Below are 18,433 nucleotides of genomic sequence, written 5' to 3' on the forward strand. Positions count from 1 at the left end.
AGCGGAATATCTTTACAATATAAAGAGAACAAAGCGGCACTGGCTGTTTAAGTTGAAGGGAGTGTCATCGATGAGTTGGATGTTACTAGTTATTTTTGGCCTTATTGCAATTCTTGCAGCTGTCGGCACATTACAAACGCTTAAAAACAAAGAAATCCTCGGTTTTCTTTTTAACTTTGGGACGTTAGTAATTTTTGGCGGCTTCACTATTGCAACACTTATCACGCAAGGTTATCCACCAGCACTTCATTAATCAAGAAAAAGCCGATGCCGTCAAACGCTCGGCTTTTTTCATTCAAAAAAAAAGAGGGCGCAAAGCGCTCTCTCTTTTTATTGTTCCAGTTCGACGTCTGGAATCGTGGTCAACTGCCCGTCTTCTTCATCGTAGAAACGCAGCAAGTCGCCATTGATGATCGACTCGGAATACTCGATTTCGGTAAACGCCCGCTCAATATACGGTGCACACAGTTCCTGTTCAGCCGGTTCACCGGTTTCTTTGTCATAGCAGACATTTCCTGCGTAAACGACTTCATCTGTCACAAAGCGTCCATCGCGGAAGATGACAAATTCTTCATGCTCCTCAGAGAACAAGTCGCCGCCAAACTGAATATCTTTCGACGTGTCCATGCCCATCAAATTCATGATTGTCGGCCGCATGTCGATCTGGCCGCCGACTTCATCGTCAACATAGCCTTCCCCATATCCGGGAATGTGGACAAAGAAAGGTACTTTCTGCAATTCAGCAGATGTGAAATCCGTCACTTCTTCTCCCAAGTATTGGGTCATGGCTTCGTTATGGTTCTCGGAAATTCCGTAATGATCCCCATACATGACGATAATCGAATTTTCGTATAGGCCTTTTTCCTTCAACTCTTCAAACAGGACTTTGATTGACTCATCCAAATAACGCGATGTTTGGAAATAACGGTTCAAGGTTCCTGAATTGGAATCGTATTCATCGATCAATTTATCTTCTTCATCCAATGTAAACGGATGGTGGTTCGTCAATGTCAGCAAACGGCTGTAGAAAGGCTGTTGCATTTCAGTCATGTGTTCGACCGATTGTTCATGGAACGGAATATCTTTCATTCCCCAGTTGACCGCTTCACCTTCGCCAATTTCAAAGCTTTCGATATCATAAAATTTATCGATATTCATCGATTCGTACATAATATCACGATTCCAGAAGCTCTTCGTATTGGCATGCTGTACATTTGTTGAATAACCATTTTCACCGAGGCTTTCAGCCATGGAATTGAAGGTATTCCCGCTGTGCGTAAAGAAAACCGCACCGCCACTCAATGGATAAAGGGAGTTTTCAAGCAAGAACTCCGAATCCGAAGTTTTCCCCAATCCCGTCTGGTGGTAGAAATTCTCGAAATAAATCGTATCTTCATCTTCTGTCAGCGAATTCAAAAATGGCGTGATGGTCTGTCCATTCATTTCACTGTTGATGGTGAAGCTCTGCAGTGATTCCAATGTCACAACAATCAAGTTGCGCCCTTCGGCAATGCCTTTCATATCTTCTGAAGGATCGATTTGGTTGGCACGAACATAGTTATTGGCTTCCACCAATTCAGAGCCGTCCGCTAAAGCACGTTGGGCCTGAGATTTGGATTGGATGTAAATATCGTATAGATGATAATTGTACATCCCCAGGTTTTTCACCAGCATCTCCCGGTCGAAGCTGCGCGTCAGCAATTGAGGACGTTCAGCTTCAGCCAGCCCCAAGTTAAAGAACAGGACCGCTAGCGCCAAGACATAATAGGCTTTGCGCTGGACCGATGTAGAAGCAGCTATACCCGTTTTAGTTGAAATGAATTTGATCGCCAGCAAAATGATGGCCAAGTCTGCAAAATACAAGAGGTCCGTCCAAAAAATACTGGCAGCCGCACTTGATCCCAAATCGCCGAAGTTTTCAGTCTGAAACAATACCGGCAAGGTGATGAAATCATTGAAAAACCGGTAAAAGGCGACATTTCCATAAAGGACGATCGATGTAATAGCTGCTACAGCAATCAAATAACTATTTTTGGCTTTTTCACTTTTAAAGAACAGTGATATCCCATAGATAAACAACAGCATGCTCAAAGGATTGATAAATAAGATGAATTCCTGTAAAACATTGTCAATGGTGATCGAAAAACTGGTCTTATAAACAATATATGTTTTTAGCCATGTTGCGACAATGGCTATTGCCAGTATTGAATGCTTAGGCCATTCTTTTTTCAACATTCCCGCACAGCCTCCTTATTCGGTTGACTAAAAGTAGTTGAGATTACATCATAATAATACAGTATAAGAGATTTTTAATAGCATATGAAGTAATCACCCTTATTCTAGACGAATGAACTACGAATAAGTTTCGTTAATCGAACTTATTTCTTATCATATTCTGATCTCTTCTGGCGAAGAATAAGCATGGCCGATGCGAATTCTTTAGCCGAAATAAACTGCATGCGATACAGTTCCTTGACTTCATCTTCCATCAGTTCAAGATCCGCTTTATAGTCAGCTGTATAGATGATCGTGCCGTAGCGCTTCAGTAACTGCATAACATCATATAAGTTTTTCATTTGTCCATCGCCCCCGTATCAATCAAACCGCTTTCGGTGTATATTCCCTGTACAGGCATATCGTGAACTTCCACTGGTATCGCATCCGCTATCTGGCAGTCGAAGGCTAAAGAGCGAGTCTCCCCTTTGTAAAAGGCCAAAAAACGGTCATAATAGCCTCCCCCAAAGCCAATTCGATAACCTTCCTTCGAAAAGACGACACCCGGTACGATCAACAGATCAATTTCTTCCGGTTTTATGTACACAGTTGCTGAAACAATCGGCTCCTGCAGCTTCATGTAAACAACTTCGAGCTGATCTAAACTGTCGATGATCCGGAAATCCATCCCCCTCGTAGCCGGATGGCATTTTGGGGCCGCCACTTTTTTGCCTGCTGCCCAGCATTTTTCCATTAGATCGAGTGTGTCCACTTCTGGATATGCAGAAATGGTCATGCCGATGGTTTCCGCTGCTAAAAATGCAGGATCCTCCAATAACTGGCTGATTATCGCCTCAGACTTTCTTCTATATTCTTTTTCTGTCATTTGATTGAGCAAAGCGAGTACTTTTTTTCGCTGAGAAATTTTTTCCATATCAGCACCATCTCCTCTACAAAGAAAAAAGCCAAAACCTCTGCAGGTTTTGGCAATCAATGTTATTACTTTGTTTCACGGTGTACTGTCATTTTCTTTTCACGTGAGCAATATTTTTTCATTTCAAGACGCTCAGGGTTGTTGCGCTTATTTTTAACAGTGCTGTAGTTACGTTCGCTACATTCTGTACAAGCTAAAGTGATGTTAACACGCATCGGTATCCCTCCTAATTCTTTCAAAGATCATTTATAAATAAGCGTGATCTATACGACTTAATTATTATAGCATATTTCAAAGCAAAGTCTACTGTAAAATCCCACTAAATTGAAGCTTTTAAATAAAAAAACTGCCAGGAGCTTTTTACTCCCGGCAAATGTTCTTACTGCAGAGGCCATTTAAAAGAACGCTAAGCCTGCAGATAATGCTTTCTCTTATTTATTCAAATCGTAATGCTGTCCGCGGACCAGGTAAAACAGTTGTTCCGCAATATTGGTGGCATGGTCAGCCGACCGTTCCATATAGCGGCTGATAAACGCCAATTGGGTGATTTGGCTGAGCTTCTCGGGGTTTTCTCCGCCTTCACGCATCAGCCTGCGAATCACATCACCGTATAATTCATCTACTTGATCGTCGAGTTCGGCAATTTCTTTTGCTTTGACGATGTCTTCTTCGACAAATGCATCAATGACCTGGCGCAGCATGGCCACAGCCAATTTTTGCATCTGCTGGATATGCCCGATTTGAGGCAGCAACTCCTGCTTGCCGATGCGAATGGTCTCTTTCGCAATATTGACTGCATAATCCCCAACACGCTCCATATCCGAAGCCACTTTAATCGTCACAATCAAGCGCCTTAAATCGGTGGCAACTGGAGATTGCTTGGCAATCAATAAAATAACCCGGTCGTTGATGAACTCTTCCATCTGATTGATGTCTTTATCGTCTTCGATCACTTCAAGCGCTGCATCGACGTCTTGCGTCACCAATGCTTCCATGGATTTGCTTAAGGCATTGACCGCCATCGTACTCAAAACAATCAATTCTTCCTGTGCGGTCTTTAATTCAACATCGAATTTTTCACGTACCGACAAAATTTCCGCCTCCTGTCATTAACCGAATCTTCCTGAAATGTAATCTTCCGTCCGTTTGTCCGAAGGATTCGAAAAGATCGTGTCTGTATGGTCATACTCGACCACTTCCCCATTGAGGAAAAATGCGGTTTTGTCTGAAATCCGCGCGGCCTGCTGCATATTATGCGTCACAATAATGATGCTATAGTCTTTTTTCAGCTCCTGAACCAATTCCTCCACTTTCAAGGTTGAAATTGGGTCGAGCGCAGAAGTTGGTTCGTCCATCAAGATAACGTCAGGTTCGATTGCCAAGGCGCGCGCGATGCAAATCCGCTGTTGCTGGCCGCCGGAGATGCTATAAGCATTTTCATTCAGACGATCTTTCACTTCGTCCCATATGGCAGCCCCGCGCAAGCTTTTCTCGACAATTTCATCAAGAATCTTCTTATTCTTGATGCCATGGATGCGCGGCCCATAAGCAATATTGTCATAAATTGACTTCGGAAATGGGTTTGGTTTTTGGAAAACCATTCCCACCCGCGTGCGAAGTTCTTCCACTCCATAGTCGTGGTTGAAGATATTTCGTCCGCGGTAGAGAATTTCGCCGGATGTCTTCACTGAAGGCACCAACTCTACCATGCGGTTCAAGGTTTTGATATAGGTCGACTTGCCACAGCCCGAAGGCCCGATAATAGCAGTCACTTCATTTTCCATAATTTCCAAATCGATATTTTTAAGGGCATGGTTGCTGCCATACCAAAGATTGAGTTGCTTTGTTTCATAGACAGCCTTTTTTGCAGACTCGGTCATTGTGTTCTCCATTGGTGGTTTCTTAGTAACGATGGTGGTCATTTGCAGAACCCCTTCCACATAATTTGCCTTAATAACGTTTATCGAATTTGTTGCGGATGATGACAGCAATGGAATTCATGAACAGCAAGACGGCCATCAATACGATGATCCCAGCTGCTGCCACTGTCTGGAATTCCTGCTGCGGACGGCTGGACCAATCATAAATCTGCATTGGCAGCGCGGTAAATGTATCCATAACACCTGCTGGCAAAAACTGAATGATAACTGGAATGCCGATGACAATCAAAGGAGCTGTCTCACCGATTGCCCGCGACAGCGCCAAAATGCTGCCAGTCAAAATGCCCGGGATTGCGGCAGGCAATATGATTTTGACGATGGTCTGCCATTTTGTTGCACCCATGCCGTAAGAGGCATCGCGCAATTCACCCGGCACAGAACGGATTGCTTCCTGCGACGCCACGACGATCACCGGCAAGATCAATAGACTCATGGTAAAACCGGCGGCTAATACACTGTTTCCGAGTGCCAGTGCACGGACGAAAATGGTCAGTCCCAGCAAACCGAAAACCACGGACGGAACTCCCGCCAGATTGGAGATGTTCATCCGGATAAACGTAGTGATGCGGTTTTGTTTTGCGTATTCCTCCAAATAGATGGCTGAACCGACACCAAGAATGATGGAAGTCGGCGCCACCACTAACATCAGCCATAAGGATCCGACGAGAGCCGCTTTAATGCCGGCTTTTTCGGGGAAGCGGGAAGCGAAGTTGGTCAAAAATTCGATCGATAAGTGCCCCGCCCCTTGCGTCACAATCCGGTAAAGCAGAATCACCAATGCCAATAAGGCGATCAGCGTCGCTGCCAGAAAGATGTATTTGAAGATGCTGTTGGCAATCAATCGGCCATTCATCCGTTTGACGACGGTCTGTTGTTCAATGTATCTCATATCAGTATTCCTCCCTGAAACGTTTCGAGACGTAGCCGGCAAGGATGTTCATCACCATCGTAAAGACAAATAGCGTGAATCCTACAGCGTAAATGGAATAGTAAATGGTCGTTCCGTATCCAGCGTCTCCTTTGGAAACCTGAACGATATAGGCGGTCATCGTTTGGATCGACCCGGTAAAATCCCCATCAAGCCTTGGGGTGGAACCTGCCGCAAGTGAAACGATCATGGTCTCACCGATTGCCCGGGATACCGCAAGAACCACCGATGCAATAATTCCTGAAAGCGCAGCTGGCACTGTGATTTTCCAGGCTACTTCAAATTTAGTCGAGCCCATCGCCAATGCCCCTTCACGGATGCTTTTCGGTACAGAAGACATGGCGTCTTCCGACAAGGACGCAATCATTGGGATGATCATGATGCCGACAACGATCCCCGGTGAAATGGCGTTGAAAATTTTGATTTCCGGGAATACTGCCTGCAGCACCGGCGTCACGAATGTCAATGCAAAGAATCCATAGACAATCGTCGGAACGCCAGCCAATACTTCAAGAACCGGTTTCAGGATACGCCGGACATTTTCACTGGCGTATTCACTCAAATAGATGGCAGCTGAAATGCCGATCGGCACTGCGACGATGACAGCAATCAACGTTACTTTCAAGGTACCGACGATTAATGGCAAAATGCCGAATTGGGCTTCTTTATTGGAAAATGGCAGCCAAGTGGTGCCAAAGATAAAATCAAAAAATGGAACACGGGTGAAAAATGTAACGGTCTCCACAATCAATGTCAAAACAATGCCGATGGATGTCAAAACCGAGACTGAAGCGATGAGAAATAAAATAATTGGAATGATCTTTTCGATCACTTTCTTGTTTTTCTTGCCGTTCGACTGCGCGATCATTTCCTGCACAGATGGTCGCATATAGAATCCCCTTTCAACCCCAAAAGGCGAGCAGTGGCTGCTCACCCTCAGACTAAACTACACTGGATCTTGTTCTTATTTCAATGCTTCTAAATCTGCTAAGCCTTTGTCGTAATCTTCCTGCGGCAAAGCTACATAACCGACTGCTTCTGCCATAGCTCCTGCATTTTCAAGTGTGTATTTCATGAAATCATAGGCTGCTTCGTTTTCGGTCAATGCTGCATTGTTCGCATAGGTGAACAATGGACGTGATAATGGGGAATATTCGCCTGATTCAATGGTGTCATTGTTCGGCTCCACTCCATCAATCGAAACAACTTTCAGTGTATCCTGATTCGCTACGTAATAGGCATAGCCGAAGAATCCGATAGCGTTTGGATCTGCCTGAATCCCTTGCACTAATGTGTTGTCGTCTTCAGAAAGTGTAGCTGAGCTGACAAGGTCTTCATCTTCAAGAATCACTTCGTTGAAGTAATCAAATGTTCCAGAGTCTGTTCCCGGTGCATAAAAGACCACTTCTTCATCCGGCCATTCCGGATTGATGTCCGACCATTTTTTTGAAGTGCCGTCTTCTATCCATAGTTTTTTCAAATTTTCCACGGTCAGATCTTCCACCCAGTCATTTTCCTGGCTGACCACCACTGATAATCCGTCGAATGCCAATTGGAATTCTGTGTATTCAACGCCAGCTTCTTCAAGGCTGGCAGCCTCTTCTTCTTTAATTGGACGCGAAGCGTTGGAGAAATCTGTTTCGCCTTGGATGAACTTCTCAAATCCGCCGCCAGTCCCTGATGTACCGACTGTCACTTGAACATCCGGCTGTGCTCCAGCGTATTCTTCCACAATACCTTCCATGATCGGTGCCACGGTAGAAGAGCCGTCACCTGACACAGTTCCTTCAACTACTGCTTCTTCTCCAGCTGTATCCGATGTCGTTTGCTCTGTTTCTGTGCCAGAACCGGTATTTTCTTCCGTACTGCCGCACGCACCAAGAATTAAAGCCGAACCAAGAATAGTTGATGCCATAGCGAATTTCCAGTTTCTCATTTTTCTGTTTCCCCCTACAGGTTAGTGTTTGTTTACATTCTCTACTATAAAGACTGATTGTTGAGAACATATAAAGGCTGTGTTAAGAAATTGTAAATTGAAATTCCGCCAAATTAATAAAGCCCCCAGGAAAGTTCTCATACTGAGACGTTCCTGGGGGCTTGCGGTTATTCGCCTTCCACTTCAACTGAAGCGCTGTACGGCGGTTTTATTGAATTGGATGCTGCCTGCGCTTCTTTATTTTTCAATTTAAAGTACTTATCCGCTGCAGCCCGGGCAATTTCATTATTCGCCTTCGGGACGTTTTTCGGATCGGTTGTCACATATGGAATCACGACGGCATAAGCGATTTCCGGATTGTCGAAAGGAGCGTAACCGACATGTGCAATATTGATTGCATATTGGCCGTTCATTTCGTGGTCTTTTTCGTAGAAATAAACTTCTGCGGTTCCGGTTTTCCCGGCGGCAGTATAAGGTGCATCACTGAATTGCGCACGCGCTGATCCTGAGCTGCCAACGTACACATTGCGCATCCCTTTTTGCACCTGTTCAATTTCTTCCTGCGAATTGTTGATGCGGTTAAGGATTTTAGGTTCAATAATGGTTTCGATCGGGCCGAGTGATTCTCCGTCCCGGGTTGCTTCACGAATTTCCTTGACGACATGAGGCTCCATGCGGTATCCATCATTGGCAATTGTCGAAATGTATTGAGCCAATTGAAGAGGGGTGTAGGTATCAAACTGCCCGATTGCCAAATCGAGCAGTTTGGCGCCTGGAGAGGTTCCTCCCATATAACCGGTGGCTTCGTTCGGCAAGTCGATGCCGGTTTTGACGCCCAGACCAAATTGCGCGAATGAATTCCGCATGGTCGCAAAACTCTCTGGCGGCACGTAAAGGCCACGGTTATACTGGTATTCCGCTCCTGCAATCTTCATGGCAATTTTAAACATGTAAACGTTGGAAGAACGTTCGATGGCCATCAAATCCGTCATTGGAATACGGTTGAATAATCGTGTATTGAAAACGGAATTCTTTTGAGCTGTACCGGCGAATTTCAATGGCTCATCAATTTGAACTTCATTCAATTCGACAGCATCCTGCGAATACCCGGTCAACAGCGTAGCTCCTTTAACAGTCGAGCCCATTTCATGGGAAGCTGTAAAACTGCCGAACGCATAATCATTGATGATTTGTTTGCCATTTTCATCTTTGCCCAGGCGTTTGCCTACCATGGAAAGCACTTCACCCGTCTGTGGATTCATCATGACGAGGTATGCGTCTTTGACCAGTTTAGAACTTGGGCCGGCCTTCAACTGCAACAACTTGTCCTCCACAATTTTTTCCAGTTCACTTTGCAATTCGCTGTCAATGGACAGAACCAGGTCTTTCCCTGCTTTGCCTTCATCTACAGGTATGGTTTCGATGACGCTGCCTCTGCCATCCGTAACATTTTTGACAACCGACTTTTGGCCTTGCAGCACGTCTTCATACTGCTGCTCCAGAAAACTGGTCCCGACGCGGTCATTGCGTGAATAATCGCGTGCCAGGTAATATTCAAGTTTATTGGCGGGGATTCCAGTTTCAGGAGTGGTCGTGCTGCCAAGTATGGTTAAATCACTCGATTTGACACGTTTCCAATCGGTTACCGTGTTGACGCCTTTGAGTTTCGGATCCGTCAACCGTTCAGAAACTCGGGCGAACTCTTCATCCGAGACGTCTTCATTTTTGATCATCTGCGGGGCCAGTGCGTAGCCTGAAGTCATCTCCCGGTATATGGCGAGAACTTCCAAGTCTTCAGCGCTTAGAGTAGCCAATTCTTCGTCCGTGATCTTTTCTCTGACTAATGCATCAAGCTTGCGTTGCTTTTCCTTTTCCGGAATGTCTTCAGCGGCGATGGCCGCTTTTTCTTCATCCGTGACTTTTTTGTTGGCACTTTCTGTGTTCATTTGTATATAAAAATCCTGTTTATCACGGAGTGTCACTTTGTCATCGTCTTTTTCGATCAATTTAGCCAATTCTTTAGCCACTGTCAGCATTTCTTCTCTTTTGGTCGTTTGCATCGCCGTATAGGTAATGGCATTGACCGGTGTATTGTTGACTTGGATCCGGCCTTCGCTATCAAAGATGCGCCCTCTCGGCACGCTGGTATTGACAGGAACTTCTTCAGTCCTGGCGATGGCGCGCGCGTAGTCTTCTCCTTTAACGATCTGGAGAAAACCCAAGCGAAGGATCAATACGGAAAACAAGAGGAAGATAGTGAAAAAGAGGATATTCATCCGAAAGACGGTATTGGACTGCAATTTCACTCTTGCAAGCGAAATGCGTCTTTTTTGAGGCGGTTTCATGAGGCGGTTTCTCCTTTCGCAAAAATATCCACTTATCAGTATAGCACCACATAAAAAAAAGCACACACTTTTTCAGACGAAAAAGTGTGTGCAAAGTTTCAATTCGTGACAATTATTTCGAAGTTTCGTAACGGTTTGAAACTTCTTCCCAGTTTACAACGTTCCAGAAAGCGTTGATGTAATCCGGACGTTTGTTTTGGTATTTCAAGTAGTAAGCGTGCTCCCAAACATCAAGGCCAAGTAATGGAGTTTTGCCTTCCATCAATGGTGAATCTTGGTTAGGAGTTGAAGTGATTTCTAATTCGCCGTTAGAAAGAACTAGCCAAGCCCATCCAGAACCAAAACGGGTTTTGCCGGCTGCAGCGAATTTTTCTTTGAATTCGTCAAAGCTTCCGAACTTGCTGTTGATTGCTTCTCCAAGAGCGCCTGTTGGGTTGCCGCCGCCATTTGGAGACAATAGTTTCCAGAATAATGAGTGGTTGGCATGCCCTCCGCCGTTGTTGCGGACTGCAGTGCGGATTTCTTCAGGTACTGCGTTCAAATCAGAAATCAATTCTTCCACAGATTTTGAAGCAAGATCTTCGTGGCCTTCTAAAGCCGCATTTACGTTAGTTACGTATGTGTTGTGGTGTTTTGTGTGGTGAATGTTCATTGTTTCTTTGTCGATGTGCGGTTCAAGTGCGTCGTACGCGTAAGGTAATTCCGGTAATTCATATGCCATGATAAAATTCCTCCTTGAGTCTATTGGTCTACTCTCTTAGCCTATCAAAATTATCTGGCCTATACAAACATAATGCACGCCAAATCCTTTTATTCAGACCTTTGACTGAATTCACCTGATTTAGCAGGCTGTGGAACCAGTCCGTCTCAAATAGTGAAAAGGAAGATAGCGACCATGACAATCTGAATGATTCCTTTTGTGAAAACCGACGTGATAAATCCGACAACCGAACCGATTCCGGAATAGAAGGACTTCTTCAACGAAGATTTATTGAACAAAAGCTCGGCGATAATGGCACCAACGAATGGGCCAATCAAAATACCAATAATCGGAATGATAAAAGGACCGATGATCAAGCCGATTGTACTTCCCCACAAACCGGCTCTCGAGCCGCCGAACTTTTTGACACCGAACGCATTGGCGATGGCATCCGCTCCGAACAGCAGAATGACGAACAGGCTTTGAATCGCCCAGAACCACCATGGCAAATCACCAAAGCTGAAAAACAGCCCGTACATGACAAAACCTCCAAAAATAAACAGAACCGCCGGTATAATCGGATAAACCAGACCGATGAAACCAATCACGAAACAAAGCAGAATGACAATCCAGCCGATGATCTCCATCTGTATTCCTCCCTATATAAAAAGCTCTCTTCCATCGTGCCCTACATTTTTTAAAATGTAAAGCAGGATGAAAAAGAGCTTTTCCGTGGTTAAAACCAGTTATTCTGTTCAAAACTTAGTACGGGCGCTTCCGCATTTCTTTTGTCCAGCAACAGCGCCTAGAACCTCGGGGTCTTAAGTCCGCTTGCCTGTGCGGCACAAAACGCCGCTTCGGCAAACTGCCTTAAGCCTGTCGGAGGTCCGCAGGATGCGGATCATGCAAGCGTTGCGACAGGAAGGCGCGTTTTTAGCTTGCGTTCCTTTAGTCAGGCGCTTCCGCTTTTCTTTTGTCCAGCTACAACGCCTAGAACCTCGGGGTCTTAAGTCCGCTTGCCTGTGCGGCACAAAACGCCGCTTCGGCAAACTGCCTTAAGCCTGTCGGTTCTGAACAGGCGCTTCCGCTTTTCTTTATGCACGGTTGCCTAAAATCGCTTCTGCAAGGTTTACAGCGTGGTCACCGATACGTTCCAGGTTGCTGACGATATCGACAAACACGATTCCGGCTTGCGCTGTACATTTTCCTTCATTCAGACGCAAAATATGTTTTTTACGGAATTTGCGTTCCATTTTATCAATCAGGTCTTCCTGTTCTGCTACTTCACGAGCCAATTCATGGCTTGTTGTGTTTAAAGCAGAAAGTGCTTTTTGAACCGTTGCGATCGTCAAAGTGAACATTTCATCCAGATCTTCTACCGCATCCGCTGTGATGTTGACACGGTTATTGATTTGGTAGTCGACCAATTCGATAATGTTTTCAAAATGATCACCGATACGTTCGATGTCGCGTACTGTCTCCATCAACATTGTGTGGCGTGTGGAATCAGCCGCAGAAAGAGATTCCGCTGAAATCATGACCAAGTAATCGGTGATTTTCGAATCCAGGTTATTGATGGCATCTTCCAATTGATAACCGGTTTCAGCGTGTTTCTTACTTTGCGTTTTTAAGTATTGATACGTTTCCTGAAGCCCTTGAACGGAGAATTCACCCATTCGAAGCACTTCTTCTTTCGCCTGTCCAAGCGCGATCGATGGAGATTGTTCAATAAAGTGGATATCCAAATGTTTCGGTTTAAACTCAATTGTTACATCTTCACCCGGGATTGCTCTAGTTACCAGATAAGCCCATGCTCCGATTAACGGGAATTGGATGATCGTATTGGCAACGTTGAACGTTCCGTGGGCAAAAGCAATTTGCATTTTCGGTTCTAAATTCAAGATTCCAGAGATCCATTCAACATATGCGGTAAACGGCATCAGCAGAATCAAGAAGATAACACTTCCCAGCACGTTGAACAAGACATGGACAGCTGCTGCACGGCGGGCTGCAATAGAAGCACCTAGTGCTGCAAGGACTGCGGTTATGGTTGTTCCGATGTTGTCACCGAACAACACTGGCAATGAAGCTGCAAGACTCAGCACGTCTTCGGAATAAAGACCCTGCAATATAGCAACCGTAGCACTCGAGCTTTGGACAATTAAAGTGAAGACTGTCCCGACCACTACGCCAAGAATCGGCATTTCGCTTAGACTGATGGTCATATCGATGAAAGCTTGCGATTCACGCAAAGGTTTCATGCCATCGCTCATCAATTCAAGACCATAGAAGAGACCACCAAAACCGAATACAACTTCACCTATATTTTGAATTTTATTCTTTTTAAAGAAGAAAATCAAAACTGCGCCTAATGCCAAAATTGGCAATGAATAAGCGCCTACATCCAGACCGATAATGAAGGCGGTGACGGTTGTCCCGATATTGGCTCCCATAATTACGCCAATCGCCTGTTTCAAAGTCATAAATCCGGCACTGACCAATCCTACAACGATTACGGTGGTACCAGAACTAGATTGGATCAATATCGTAACCGCAATCCCTACCAGAACACCCATGAACGGGTTAGTGGTAAAGCGATCCAATATTCCCCGTAATCTATCTCCTGCCGCTTTTTGCAGGGCGTCACCCATAAATTTAATGGAGAATAGAAATAATCCAAGTCCTCCAAAAAATGTAAAGAGCATTTCTTGCCAGTTCGTCTCCACGATTTCCGATCAACTCCTAAATTTAACTTGAACACCTAACCTATTATGAATAGTCCACTAAGGAATTGTAAACACCTTTATTGAAAATTTACATTCCCGTAACAAAGCGCCGTTTTTTTCTTCTTCTATCGTGTTACGATTGTTCTATAGATGAAAGGAAGATGTACGTGAATCTTTATCAATTATTTAAGGCAAGCCTGATGGAACCTAAAAAGCAGGCAGCCGTCCGTATTATGACCATCGGCAAAATCATGCAGTTTATTTTCGTCTTTATCGCGATCTTAACTATTGTCTCATTTGCCGAATGGGTCTTCGGTTTGGGCGATGCCACAGGCAATATCGATGGGTTGGTTGAGTTCGTGGAAGAAATTGAATGGCTCCTGTATCCGTTCGCTTTGGTTTTTCTGTTTGTCTCCACTACACTTTACCATTTTATAAAAATCAGTTTGTTCGCATTGGTGGCAGTGGCAATCCTCAACCTTAGAAAGCGCCGCGGTGAATACAGGCACTTGTGGAGAACCACCGCTCTCAGCGTCACAATTCCGACATTATTGGCATTCATTCTCAGCTTTTGGGATCTCGGTTTTGCCGTCTCGCTGATTACCAGCCTGCTGACTATCCTCTATTTGTATTTGGCGATCGGGTATTACCCGAAAAAGCCCCCTATGCAACAGAAACGCCAACCACGTTAATTTTATGTAAAGAAATGCAGGAAACAGCCGTCTTTCTTGTCTTTTGGCAAGCGACACTGCTAAAATGGCTATAGGTACAGGAAAAGAGCCGGCACTTTCTGGAGTATTCACTAGTATGCCGGACGAAGATATATGAGCCGATAGAACAGGCCATCATCAAAAAGGAGAGATTTTTTCATGAGCGAAATGACACACCGTTCAAAGACACGCCCCGTAAAAGTCGGAGATTTGACGATCGGCGGCAGTAATGAATTATTTATACAGAGTATGGCTACAACGAAAACACACGATGTGGAAGCCACTGTAGCTGAAATCCTGCGTTTGGAAGAAGCGGGATGCCAGATTGTCCGCGTCGCCTGCCCGGATGAACGTGCTGCCTATTCAATCGGCGCCATTAAAGAACGGATTAATATTCCTTTAGTAGTAGATATTCATTTTGATTATAAATTGGCATTGATCGCCATTGAACAAGGCGCAGACAAAATCCGCATCAACCCGGGCAACATTGGGCGACGCGAAAAAGTGGAAGCTGTCGTCAACGCGGCAAAAGCAAAAGGCATCCCAATCCGCATCGGTGTCAACGCCGGTTCATTGGAACGTAAAATCCTTGAGAAATATGGCTATCCAACAGCTGAAGGCATGGTTGAAAGTGCCCTTCACCACATTAAGATCCTGGAAGACCTGGATTTCCATGACATCATCGTTTCATTGAAAGCTTCGGATGTCAGCTTAGCTGTCGAAGCCTATGAATTAGCTTCAAAAGCTTTCGATTACCCATTGCACCTAGGCATCACCGAGTCGGGAACGCTGTTTTCCGGCACAGTAAAAAGCGCTGCCGGCCTCGGTGCCCTATTCGCAAAAGGCATCGGCAACACGCTGCGCGTATCCTTGAGTGCAGATCCGGTCGAGGAAGTTAAAGTAGCACGTGAAATGCTGAAGATTTTCGGTCTTTCTTCAAACGCAGCGACACTGATTTCATGCCCGACCTGCGGACGCATCGAAATCGACTTGATCGCCATCGCCAACGAAGTGGAAGAATACATCTCCCACATCAAAGCGCCATTGAAAGTGGCTGTTCTCGGCTGTGCAGTAAACGGACCGGGTGAAGCACGTGAAGCGGATATCGGCATCGCTGGTGCTCGTGGAGAAGGCTTGCTGTTCATGCACGGCAAAACCGTCCGAAAAGTGCCTGAAGAAACAATGGTTGATGAATTGAAGATCGAAATCGACAAATTGGCGGAAGAATATTTCGCGAAGCAAGCTGCAGAAAAGAAAGAAAAAGAAATGGAACAACAACAAGCATAAGGTTGTGAGCAGATTGAGATACCGTTTTGGAATTGATATAGATGGGACAGTGACTTCTCCAACGTCGCTGATCCCTCACATAAATGAAAAGTTCAAAAGCAAATTGACTTTGGATGATATCAAGGAATACGATTTGACGGCAGCTCTTCCCCATTTGTCGCAAGGTGAATTCTATTCTTGGTTCCGGGATTCCGAGCCGCGGATTTACGCGGCTTCCCCCGTTTCCGAAAACGCCAAGAATACCCTGAACGACTGGAAAGACCAATACGAGCTGTATTACATTTCCGCCCGCGGCGACAATGTCCGGGACGTTACGTTTGAATGGTTTGCCGAGCATGCCATTGCCTATGACCATATCGAATTGATTGGTTCCCATAAGAAAATCGAAACAGCCCGACGCCATAATGTCCATCTGTTCTTTGAGGACAAGCATGACAATGCTGTCGAAATTGCTGAAGAACTGGACATTCCCGTTTTGTTATTCGATACACCTTATAACCGCCAACCAATTCCTGATAAGGTCATTCGCGTTTATGATTGGGTCGAAGCCAATGAATGGGTAAAGAATGAATTCAGCGTCCAGAAAACATTGAGCGGCAACTAATATATAAAATTAAAGCGAGAGTGGGTTTTCCCCACTCTCGCTTTTTTATTTGCATTCCGGGCATTTCCCGTAAATTTCAAACTTGTGATTGGCAATTTCATAGGCAGGCAATGCCGCGCCCAGCATATCCATCGGACAAACCGGTATTTCTTTTATTTTTCCGCAGTCCATACAAATAAAATGATGGTGATGATGGTCGCTCTCACATTGCATACGGAAATGCCGTTCACCTGACAATTCCGTTTCTTCCAAAATGCCGAGTGACACAAACGTCGCCAAGTTCCGGTAAACCGTATCATAACTCATGCTCGGATAATCCTTCTGCATAACATCCAGCAAGTCCCGTGCCGTCAAATACCGTTCGTCATTGGCGAACAGTTCCAGAATCTGATTGCGTTTGGACGTTTCCTTAAATCCGTTCTCTTTCAAGATCGTCCATGCATTGGATAAATTCATGCGATCGCTCCTTTATTAAGTGAAACCGTGATTTTCTTATAGCCGATTACTAATAGCAACAGAAAAATGGATGTAACAACAATCGTGCCTCCCGGCGCCAAGTCGAAATAAAAAGCGGTAACCAATCCCGTGATGACGGAAATTTCGCCAAAAACGATGGACATGATGATGGTCTGTTTAAAGCTTTTGGTGACGCGCATGGCTGTTGCGACTGGAATCGTCATCAATGACGAAACCAGGAGGATGCCGACGATGCGCATCGAACCCGCAATGACCAAAGCCGTGACGATCATGAACATAAAATGAACCCATTTCGCGGGCAGTCCTGAAGCCCGTGCGTATTCGTCATCAAAAGACAAAACAAACAATTCCTTGAAAAAGAAATAGATGAATGCCAGAACAACGACGGCAATCCCTGCCACAATCGACAGGTCTTCCCTGCTGACAGCTGATACCGATCCGAAGAGGTAACCGAACAAGTCGTTTGAGAAGCCCTGTGCCAGAGAAATAAAGATGGCACCAAAGCCGATGCCCGCAGACAAAATAATCGGAATGGCCAGTTCTTCGTAATGTTTATACAAGCTTCTCAAACGCTCAATCAGCACCGAACCGCCGACAGATGCCGCAATTCCGAGAAACAACGGATTCAACATCGCCAGTGAAGCGACACTTTGGCTTAAATACAAGCTGCCTGCAATTCCCGCAAGTGTCACATGGCTTAACGCATCCGCAATCAGCGAAAGCCTGCGGACCACGATAAAGACGCCCAGAAGCGGTGCAATAACGCCGATGATTAGCCCCGCTGCAAAAGCGTTCTGTAAAAATTCGTAAGACAATATAGCATCGATCATGCGTGGCTTCCTCCGATATGATGAATTTTCCGGACAGAATGGCCGTACCACGCTTCGCGCTGTTCATCGCTCATCGTGTGAAGCTGTTCTTTGAATCCGTGGAAATGGATGGTCTGGTTCAAGCAGGCTACATGGGTGATGCGGTCTGTCACCGTATCGACGTCATGTGTCACCAGCACTAAAGTGATGTTCTGGTCCCGGTTAAGAGAAGCCAGCATATCATAGAAAGCCTGGACATTCTGATGGTCCACACCGACAGTCGGCTCATCCAGGATCAGTACTTTCGGCTTGGCAACAAGCGCACGGGCAATGAAGACCCGCTGTTGCTGGCCGCCTGACAGTTCGCTGACGCTTCTGCCCATAAAGTCCTCCATTCCGACCGCCTTCAACGCTTCAGCCACTTGCTGATGAGACGATTTCGGCAATCGATGGAACAATCCGGTCTTTTTGGCCAATCCCCCTGCAACCACTTCTTCTACAGTCGCCGGAAATCCGGAATTGAAGGAATTCGATTTCTGCGAAACATAGCCGATCCATTCACGGTTCTTGAAATTTTTCGCATCCACACCGAACAATTCAATCTTTCCTTTGCTCGGTTTGATCAACCCCAGCATGATTTTTAATAACGTCGATTTTCCGGAACCGTTTGGGCCCAGGATGGCCAGAAAGTCGCCTTCTTCCACTTTCATGGAAATATTATCGAGCGCTTTTGTTTGTTCATATTCAAAACTGATGTCTTTAATGTCAATTAATGGCGCGACCATTGTGTCGCCTCTTTTCTAATTAATAATGATTACGATTT

20 protein-coding genes are annotated in these 18,433 nt (G+C 45.3%); 4 read left to right on the forward strand and 16 right to left on the reverse strand.

Annotated elements, in window-relative coordinates; translation table 11 throughout:
- Positions 1-70: 70 nt before the first annotated feature.
- Positions 71-253: a DUF2759 domain-containing protein gene (locus tag QMA04_RS08190; protein WP_191715861.1), complete on the forward strand. Its 183-nt coding sequence runs from the start codon at positions 71-73 to the stop codon at positions 251-253.
- 77 nt (positions 254-330) lie between these two features.
- On the opposite strand, the gene QMA04_RS08195 is transcribed toward QMA04_RS08190, so the two are convergent.
- From QMA04_RS08195 to QMA04_RS08255, 13 genes are all read right to left on the reverse strand, one after another.
- Positions 331-2,235, reverse strand: a complete 1,905-nt coding sequence (locus tag QMA04_RS08195; RefSeq protein WP_290185037.1) for an LTA synthase family protein — start codon at positions 2,233-2,235, stop codon at positions 331-333.
- Between the two features lie 143 nt (positions 2,236-2,378).
- Entirely contained in the window at positions 2,379-2,576 is a 198-nt protein-coding gene (locus tag QMA04_RS08200; RefSeq protein ID WP_191715863.1) for a YqgQ family protein, read from the reverse strand.
- Positions 2,573-3,148 carry a 5-formyltetrahydrofolate cyclo-ligase gene (locus tag QMA04_RS08205; RefSeq protein WP_290185040.1) on the reverse strand — a complete coding sequence of 192 codons (576 nt, stop codon included), beginning with the start codon at positions 3,146-3,148 and terminating at the stop codon, positions 2,573-2,575. The genes QMA04_RS08200 and QMA04_RS08205 overlap by 4 nt, the downstream gene beginning before the upstream one ends.
- A 65-nt stretch (positions 3,149-3,213) precedes the next feature.
- Positions 3,214-3,363 carry a 50S ribosomal protein L33 gene (gene rpmG, locus QMA04_RS08210; protein WP_006830468.1) on the reverse strand — a complete coding sequence of 50 codons (150 nt, stop codon included), beginning with the start codon at positions 3,361-3,363 and terminating at the stop codon, positions 3,214-3,216.
- Between the two features lie 216 nt (positions 3,364-3,579).
- Positions 3,580-4,239 (reverse strand): phosphate signaling complex protein PhoU, encoded by a 660-nt coding sequence (gene phoU / locus QMA04_RS08215; RefSeq protein ID WP_191715865.1) that lies wholly within the window; start codon positions 4,237-4,239, stop codon positions 3,580-3,582.
- Between the two features lie 18 nt (positions 4,240-4,257).
- The gene (gene pstB / locus QMA04_RS08220) at positions 4,258-5,070 is read right to left on the reverse strand and encodes a phosphate ABC transporter ATP-binding protein PstB (protein WP_483313715.1); all 813 of its coding nucleotides are present in this window, start codon (positions 5,068-5,070) and stop codon (positions 4,258-4,260) included.
- Between the two features lie 28 nt (positions 5,071-5,098).
- The gene (gene pstA / locus QMA04_RS08225; protein ID WP_191715867.1) at positions 5,099-5,977 is read right to left on the reverse strand and encodes a phosphate ABC transporter permease PstA; all 879 of its coding nucleotides are present in this window, start codon (positions 5,975-5,977) and stop codon (positions 5,099-5,101) included.
- A 1-nt stretch (position 5,978) separates the two neighbouring features.
- A complete protein-coding gene (gene pstC / locus QMA04_RS08230) occupies positions 5,979-6,905 on the reverse strand; it encodes a phosphate ABC transporter permease subunit PstC (RefSeq protein ID WP_191715868.1) in 927 nt (308 codons plus the stop codon).
- 75 nt (positions 6,906-6,980) lie between these two features.
- Complete coding sequence (locus tag QMA04_RS08235; protein WP_290185044.1) at positions 6,981-7,952, reverse strand: PstS family phosphate ABC transporter substrate-binding protein; 972 nt, start codon at positions 7,950-7,952, stop codon at positions 6,981-6,983.
- Positions 7,953-8,119: 167 nt separating this feature from the next.
- Positions 8,120-10,297, reverse strand: coding sequence for a peptidoglycan D,D-transpeptidase FtsI family protein (locus QMA04_RS08240; protein WP_290185046.1), 2,178 nt, complete (start codon positions 10,295-10,297; stop codon positions 8,120-8,122).
- A 112-nt stretch (positions 10,298-10,409) separates the two neighbouring features.
- A complete protein-coding gene (sodA, locus tag QMA04_RS08245) occupies positions 10,410-11,018 on the reverse strand; it encodes a superoxide dismutase SodA (protein WP_191715871.1) in 609 nt (202 codons plus the stop codon).
- 146 nt (positions 11,019-11,164) lie between these two features.
- Entirely contained in the window at positions 11,165-11,644 is a 480-nt protein-coding gene (locus QMA04_RS08250; protein ID WP_191715872.1) for a DUF456 domain-containing protein, read from the reverse strand.
- Between the two features lie 447 nt (positions 11,645-12,091).
- Positions 12,092-13,723 carry a Na/Pi cotransporter family protein gene (locus QMA04_RS08255; RefSeq protein WP_191715873.1) on the reverse strand — a complete coding sequence of 544 codons (1,632 nt, stop codon included), beginning with the start codon at positions 13,721-13,723 and terminating at the stop codon, positions 12,092-12,094.
- A 167-nt stretch (positions 13,724-13,890) separates the two neighbouring features.
- Here QMA04_RS08255 and QMA04_RS08260 point away from each other — a divergent pair, with 167 nt between their 5' ends.
- From QMA04_RS08260 to QMA04_RS08270, 3 genes are all read left to right on the forward strand, one after another.
- Positions 13,891-14,415: a DUF1189 family protein gene (locus QMA04_RS08260; protein WP_191715874.1), complete on the forward strand. Its 525-nt coding sequence runs from the start codon at positions 13,891-13,893 to the stop codon at positions 14,413-14,415.
- A gap of 177 nt (positions 14,416-14,592) precedes the next feature.
- Positions 14,593-15,720: a flavodoxin-dependent (E)-4-hydroxy-3-methylbut-2-enyl-diphosphate synthase gene (gene ispG, locus QMA04_RS08265; RefSeq protein ID WP_290185049.1), complete on the forward strand. Its 1,128-nt coding sequence runs from the start codon at positions 14,593-14,595 to the stop codon at positions 15,718-15,720.
- 13 nt (positions 15,721-15,733) lie between these two features.
- Positions 15,734-16,324: a hypothetical protein gene (locus QMA04_RS08270; protein ID WP_290185051.1), complete on the forward strand. Its 591-nt coding sequence runs from the start codon at positions 15,734-15,736 to the stop codon at positions 16,322-16,324.
- A 45-nt stretch (positions 16,325-16,369) separates the two neighbouring features.
- Here the strand turns inward: QMA04_RS08270 and QMA04_RS08275 are convergent, their stop codons facing one another.
- Genes QMA04_RS08275 through QMA04_RS08285 form a run of 3 tightly spaced genes read right to left on the reverse strand, consistent with a single transcriptional unit; the run spans position 16,370 to position 18,395 of the window.
- On the reverse strand, positions 16,370-16,780 hold the full coding sequence (locus QMA04_RS08275) for a Fur family transcriptional regulator (protein ID WP_191715876.1): 411 nt from the start codon (positions 16,778-16,780) through the stop codon (positions 16,370-16,372).
- A complete protein-coding gene (locus QMA04_RS08280) occupies positions 16,777-17,631 on the reverse strand; it encodes a metal ABC transporter permease (RefSeq protein ID WP_191715877.1) in 855 nt (284 codons plus the stop codon). Before QMA04_RS08280 ends, QMA04_RS08275 begins: the two co-directional genes overlap by 4 nt.
- Positions 17,628-18,395, reverse strand: coding sequence for a metal ABC transporter ATP-binding protein (locus QMA04_RS08285; protein WP_191715878.1), 768 nt, complete (start codon positions 18,393-18,395; stop codon positions 17,628-17,630). Before QMA04_RS08285 ends, QMA04_RS08280 begins: the two co-directional genes overlap by 4 nt.
- Positions 18,396-18,433: the final 38 nt, after the last annotated feature.

Source organism: Planococcus sp. APC 3900 (genome assembly GCF_030407735.1).
In the GTDB taxonomy this organism is placed as follows: domain Bacteria; phylum Bacillota; class Bacilli; order Bacillales_A; family Planococcaceae; genus Planococcus; species Planococcus notacanthi.

What these genes read in the sequence shown, in the direction of transcription:
- QMA04_RS08190 (WP_191715861.1), top strand. Translation starts at nt 71, where the DNA reads ATGAGTTGGATGTTACTAGTTATTTTTGGCCTTATTGCAATTCTTGCA.
- QMA04_RS08195 (WP_290185037.1), bottom strand. Translation starts at nt 2,235, where the DNA reads ATGTTGAAAAAAGAATGGCCTAAGCATTCAATACTGGCAATAGCCATT.
- QMA04_RS08200 (WP_191715863.1), bottom strand. Translation starts at nt 2,576, where the DNA reads ATGAAAAACTTATATGATGTTATGCAGTTACTGAAGCGCTACGGCACG.
- QMA04_RS08205 (WP_290185040.1), bottom strand. Translation starts at nt 3,148, where the DNA reads ATGGAAAAAATTTCTCAGCGAAAAAAAGTACTCGCTTTGCTCAATCAA.
- rpmG (WP_006830468.1), bottom strand. Translation starts at nt 3,363, where the DNA reads ATGCGTGTTAACATCACTTTAGCTTGTACAGAATGTAGCGAACGTAAC.
- pstB (WP_483313715.1), bottom strand. Translation starts at nt 5,070, where the DNA reads ATGACCACCATCGTTACTAAGAAACCACCAATGGAGAACACAATGACC.
- pstA (WP_191715867.1), bottom strand. Translation starts at nt 5,977, where the DNA reads ATGAGATACATTGAACAACAGACCGTCGTCAAACGGATGAATGGCCGA.
- pstC (WP_191715868.1), bottom strand. Translation starts at nt 6,905, where the DNA reads ATGCGACCATCTGTGCAGGAAATGATCGCGCAGTCGAACGGCAAGAAA.
- QMA04_RS08235 (WP_290185044.1), bottom strand. Translation starts at nt 7,952, where the DNA reads ATGAGAAACTGGAAATTCGCTATGGCATCAACTATTCTTGGTTCGGCT.
- QMA04_RS08240 (WP_290185046.1), bottom strand. Translation starts at nt 10,297, where the DNA reads ATGAAACCGCCTCAAAAAAGACGCATTTCGCTTGCAAGAGTGAAATTG.
- sodA (WP_191715871.1), bottom strand. Translation starts at nt 11,018, where the DNA reads ATGGCATATGAATTACCGGAATTACCTTACGCGTACGACGCACTTGAA.
- QMA04_RS08250 (WP_191715872.1), bottom strand. Translation starts at nt 11,644, where the DNA reads ATGGAGATCATCGGCTGGATTGTCATTCTGCTTTGTTTCGTGATTGGT.
- ispG (WP_290185049.1), top strand. Translation starts at nt 14,593, where the DNA reads ATGAGCGAAATGACACACCGTTCAAAGACACGCCCCGTAAAAGTCGGA.
- QMA04_RS08275 (WP_191715876.1), bottom strand. Translation starts at nt 16,780, where the DNA reads ATGAATTTATCCAATGCATGGACGATCTTGAAAGAGAACGGATTTAAG.
- QMA04_RS08280 (WP_191715877.1), bottom strand. Translation starts at nt 17,631, where the DNA reads ATGATCGATGCTATATTGTCTTACGAATTTTTACAGAACGCTTTTGCA.
- QMA04_RS08285 (WP_191715878.1), bottom strand. Translation starts at nt 18,395, where the DNA reads ATGGTCGCGCCATTAATTGACATTAAAGACATCAGTTTTGAATATGAA.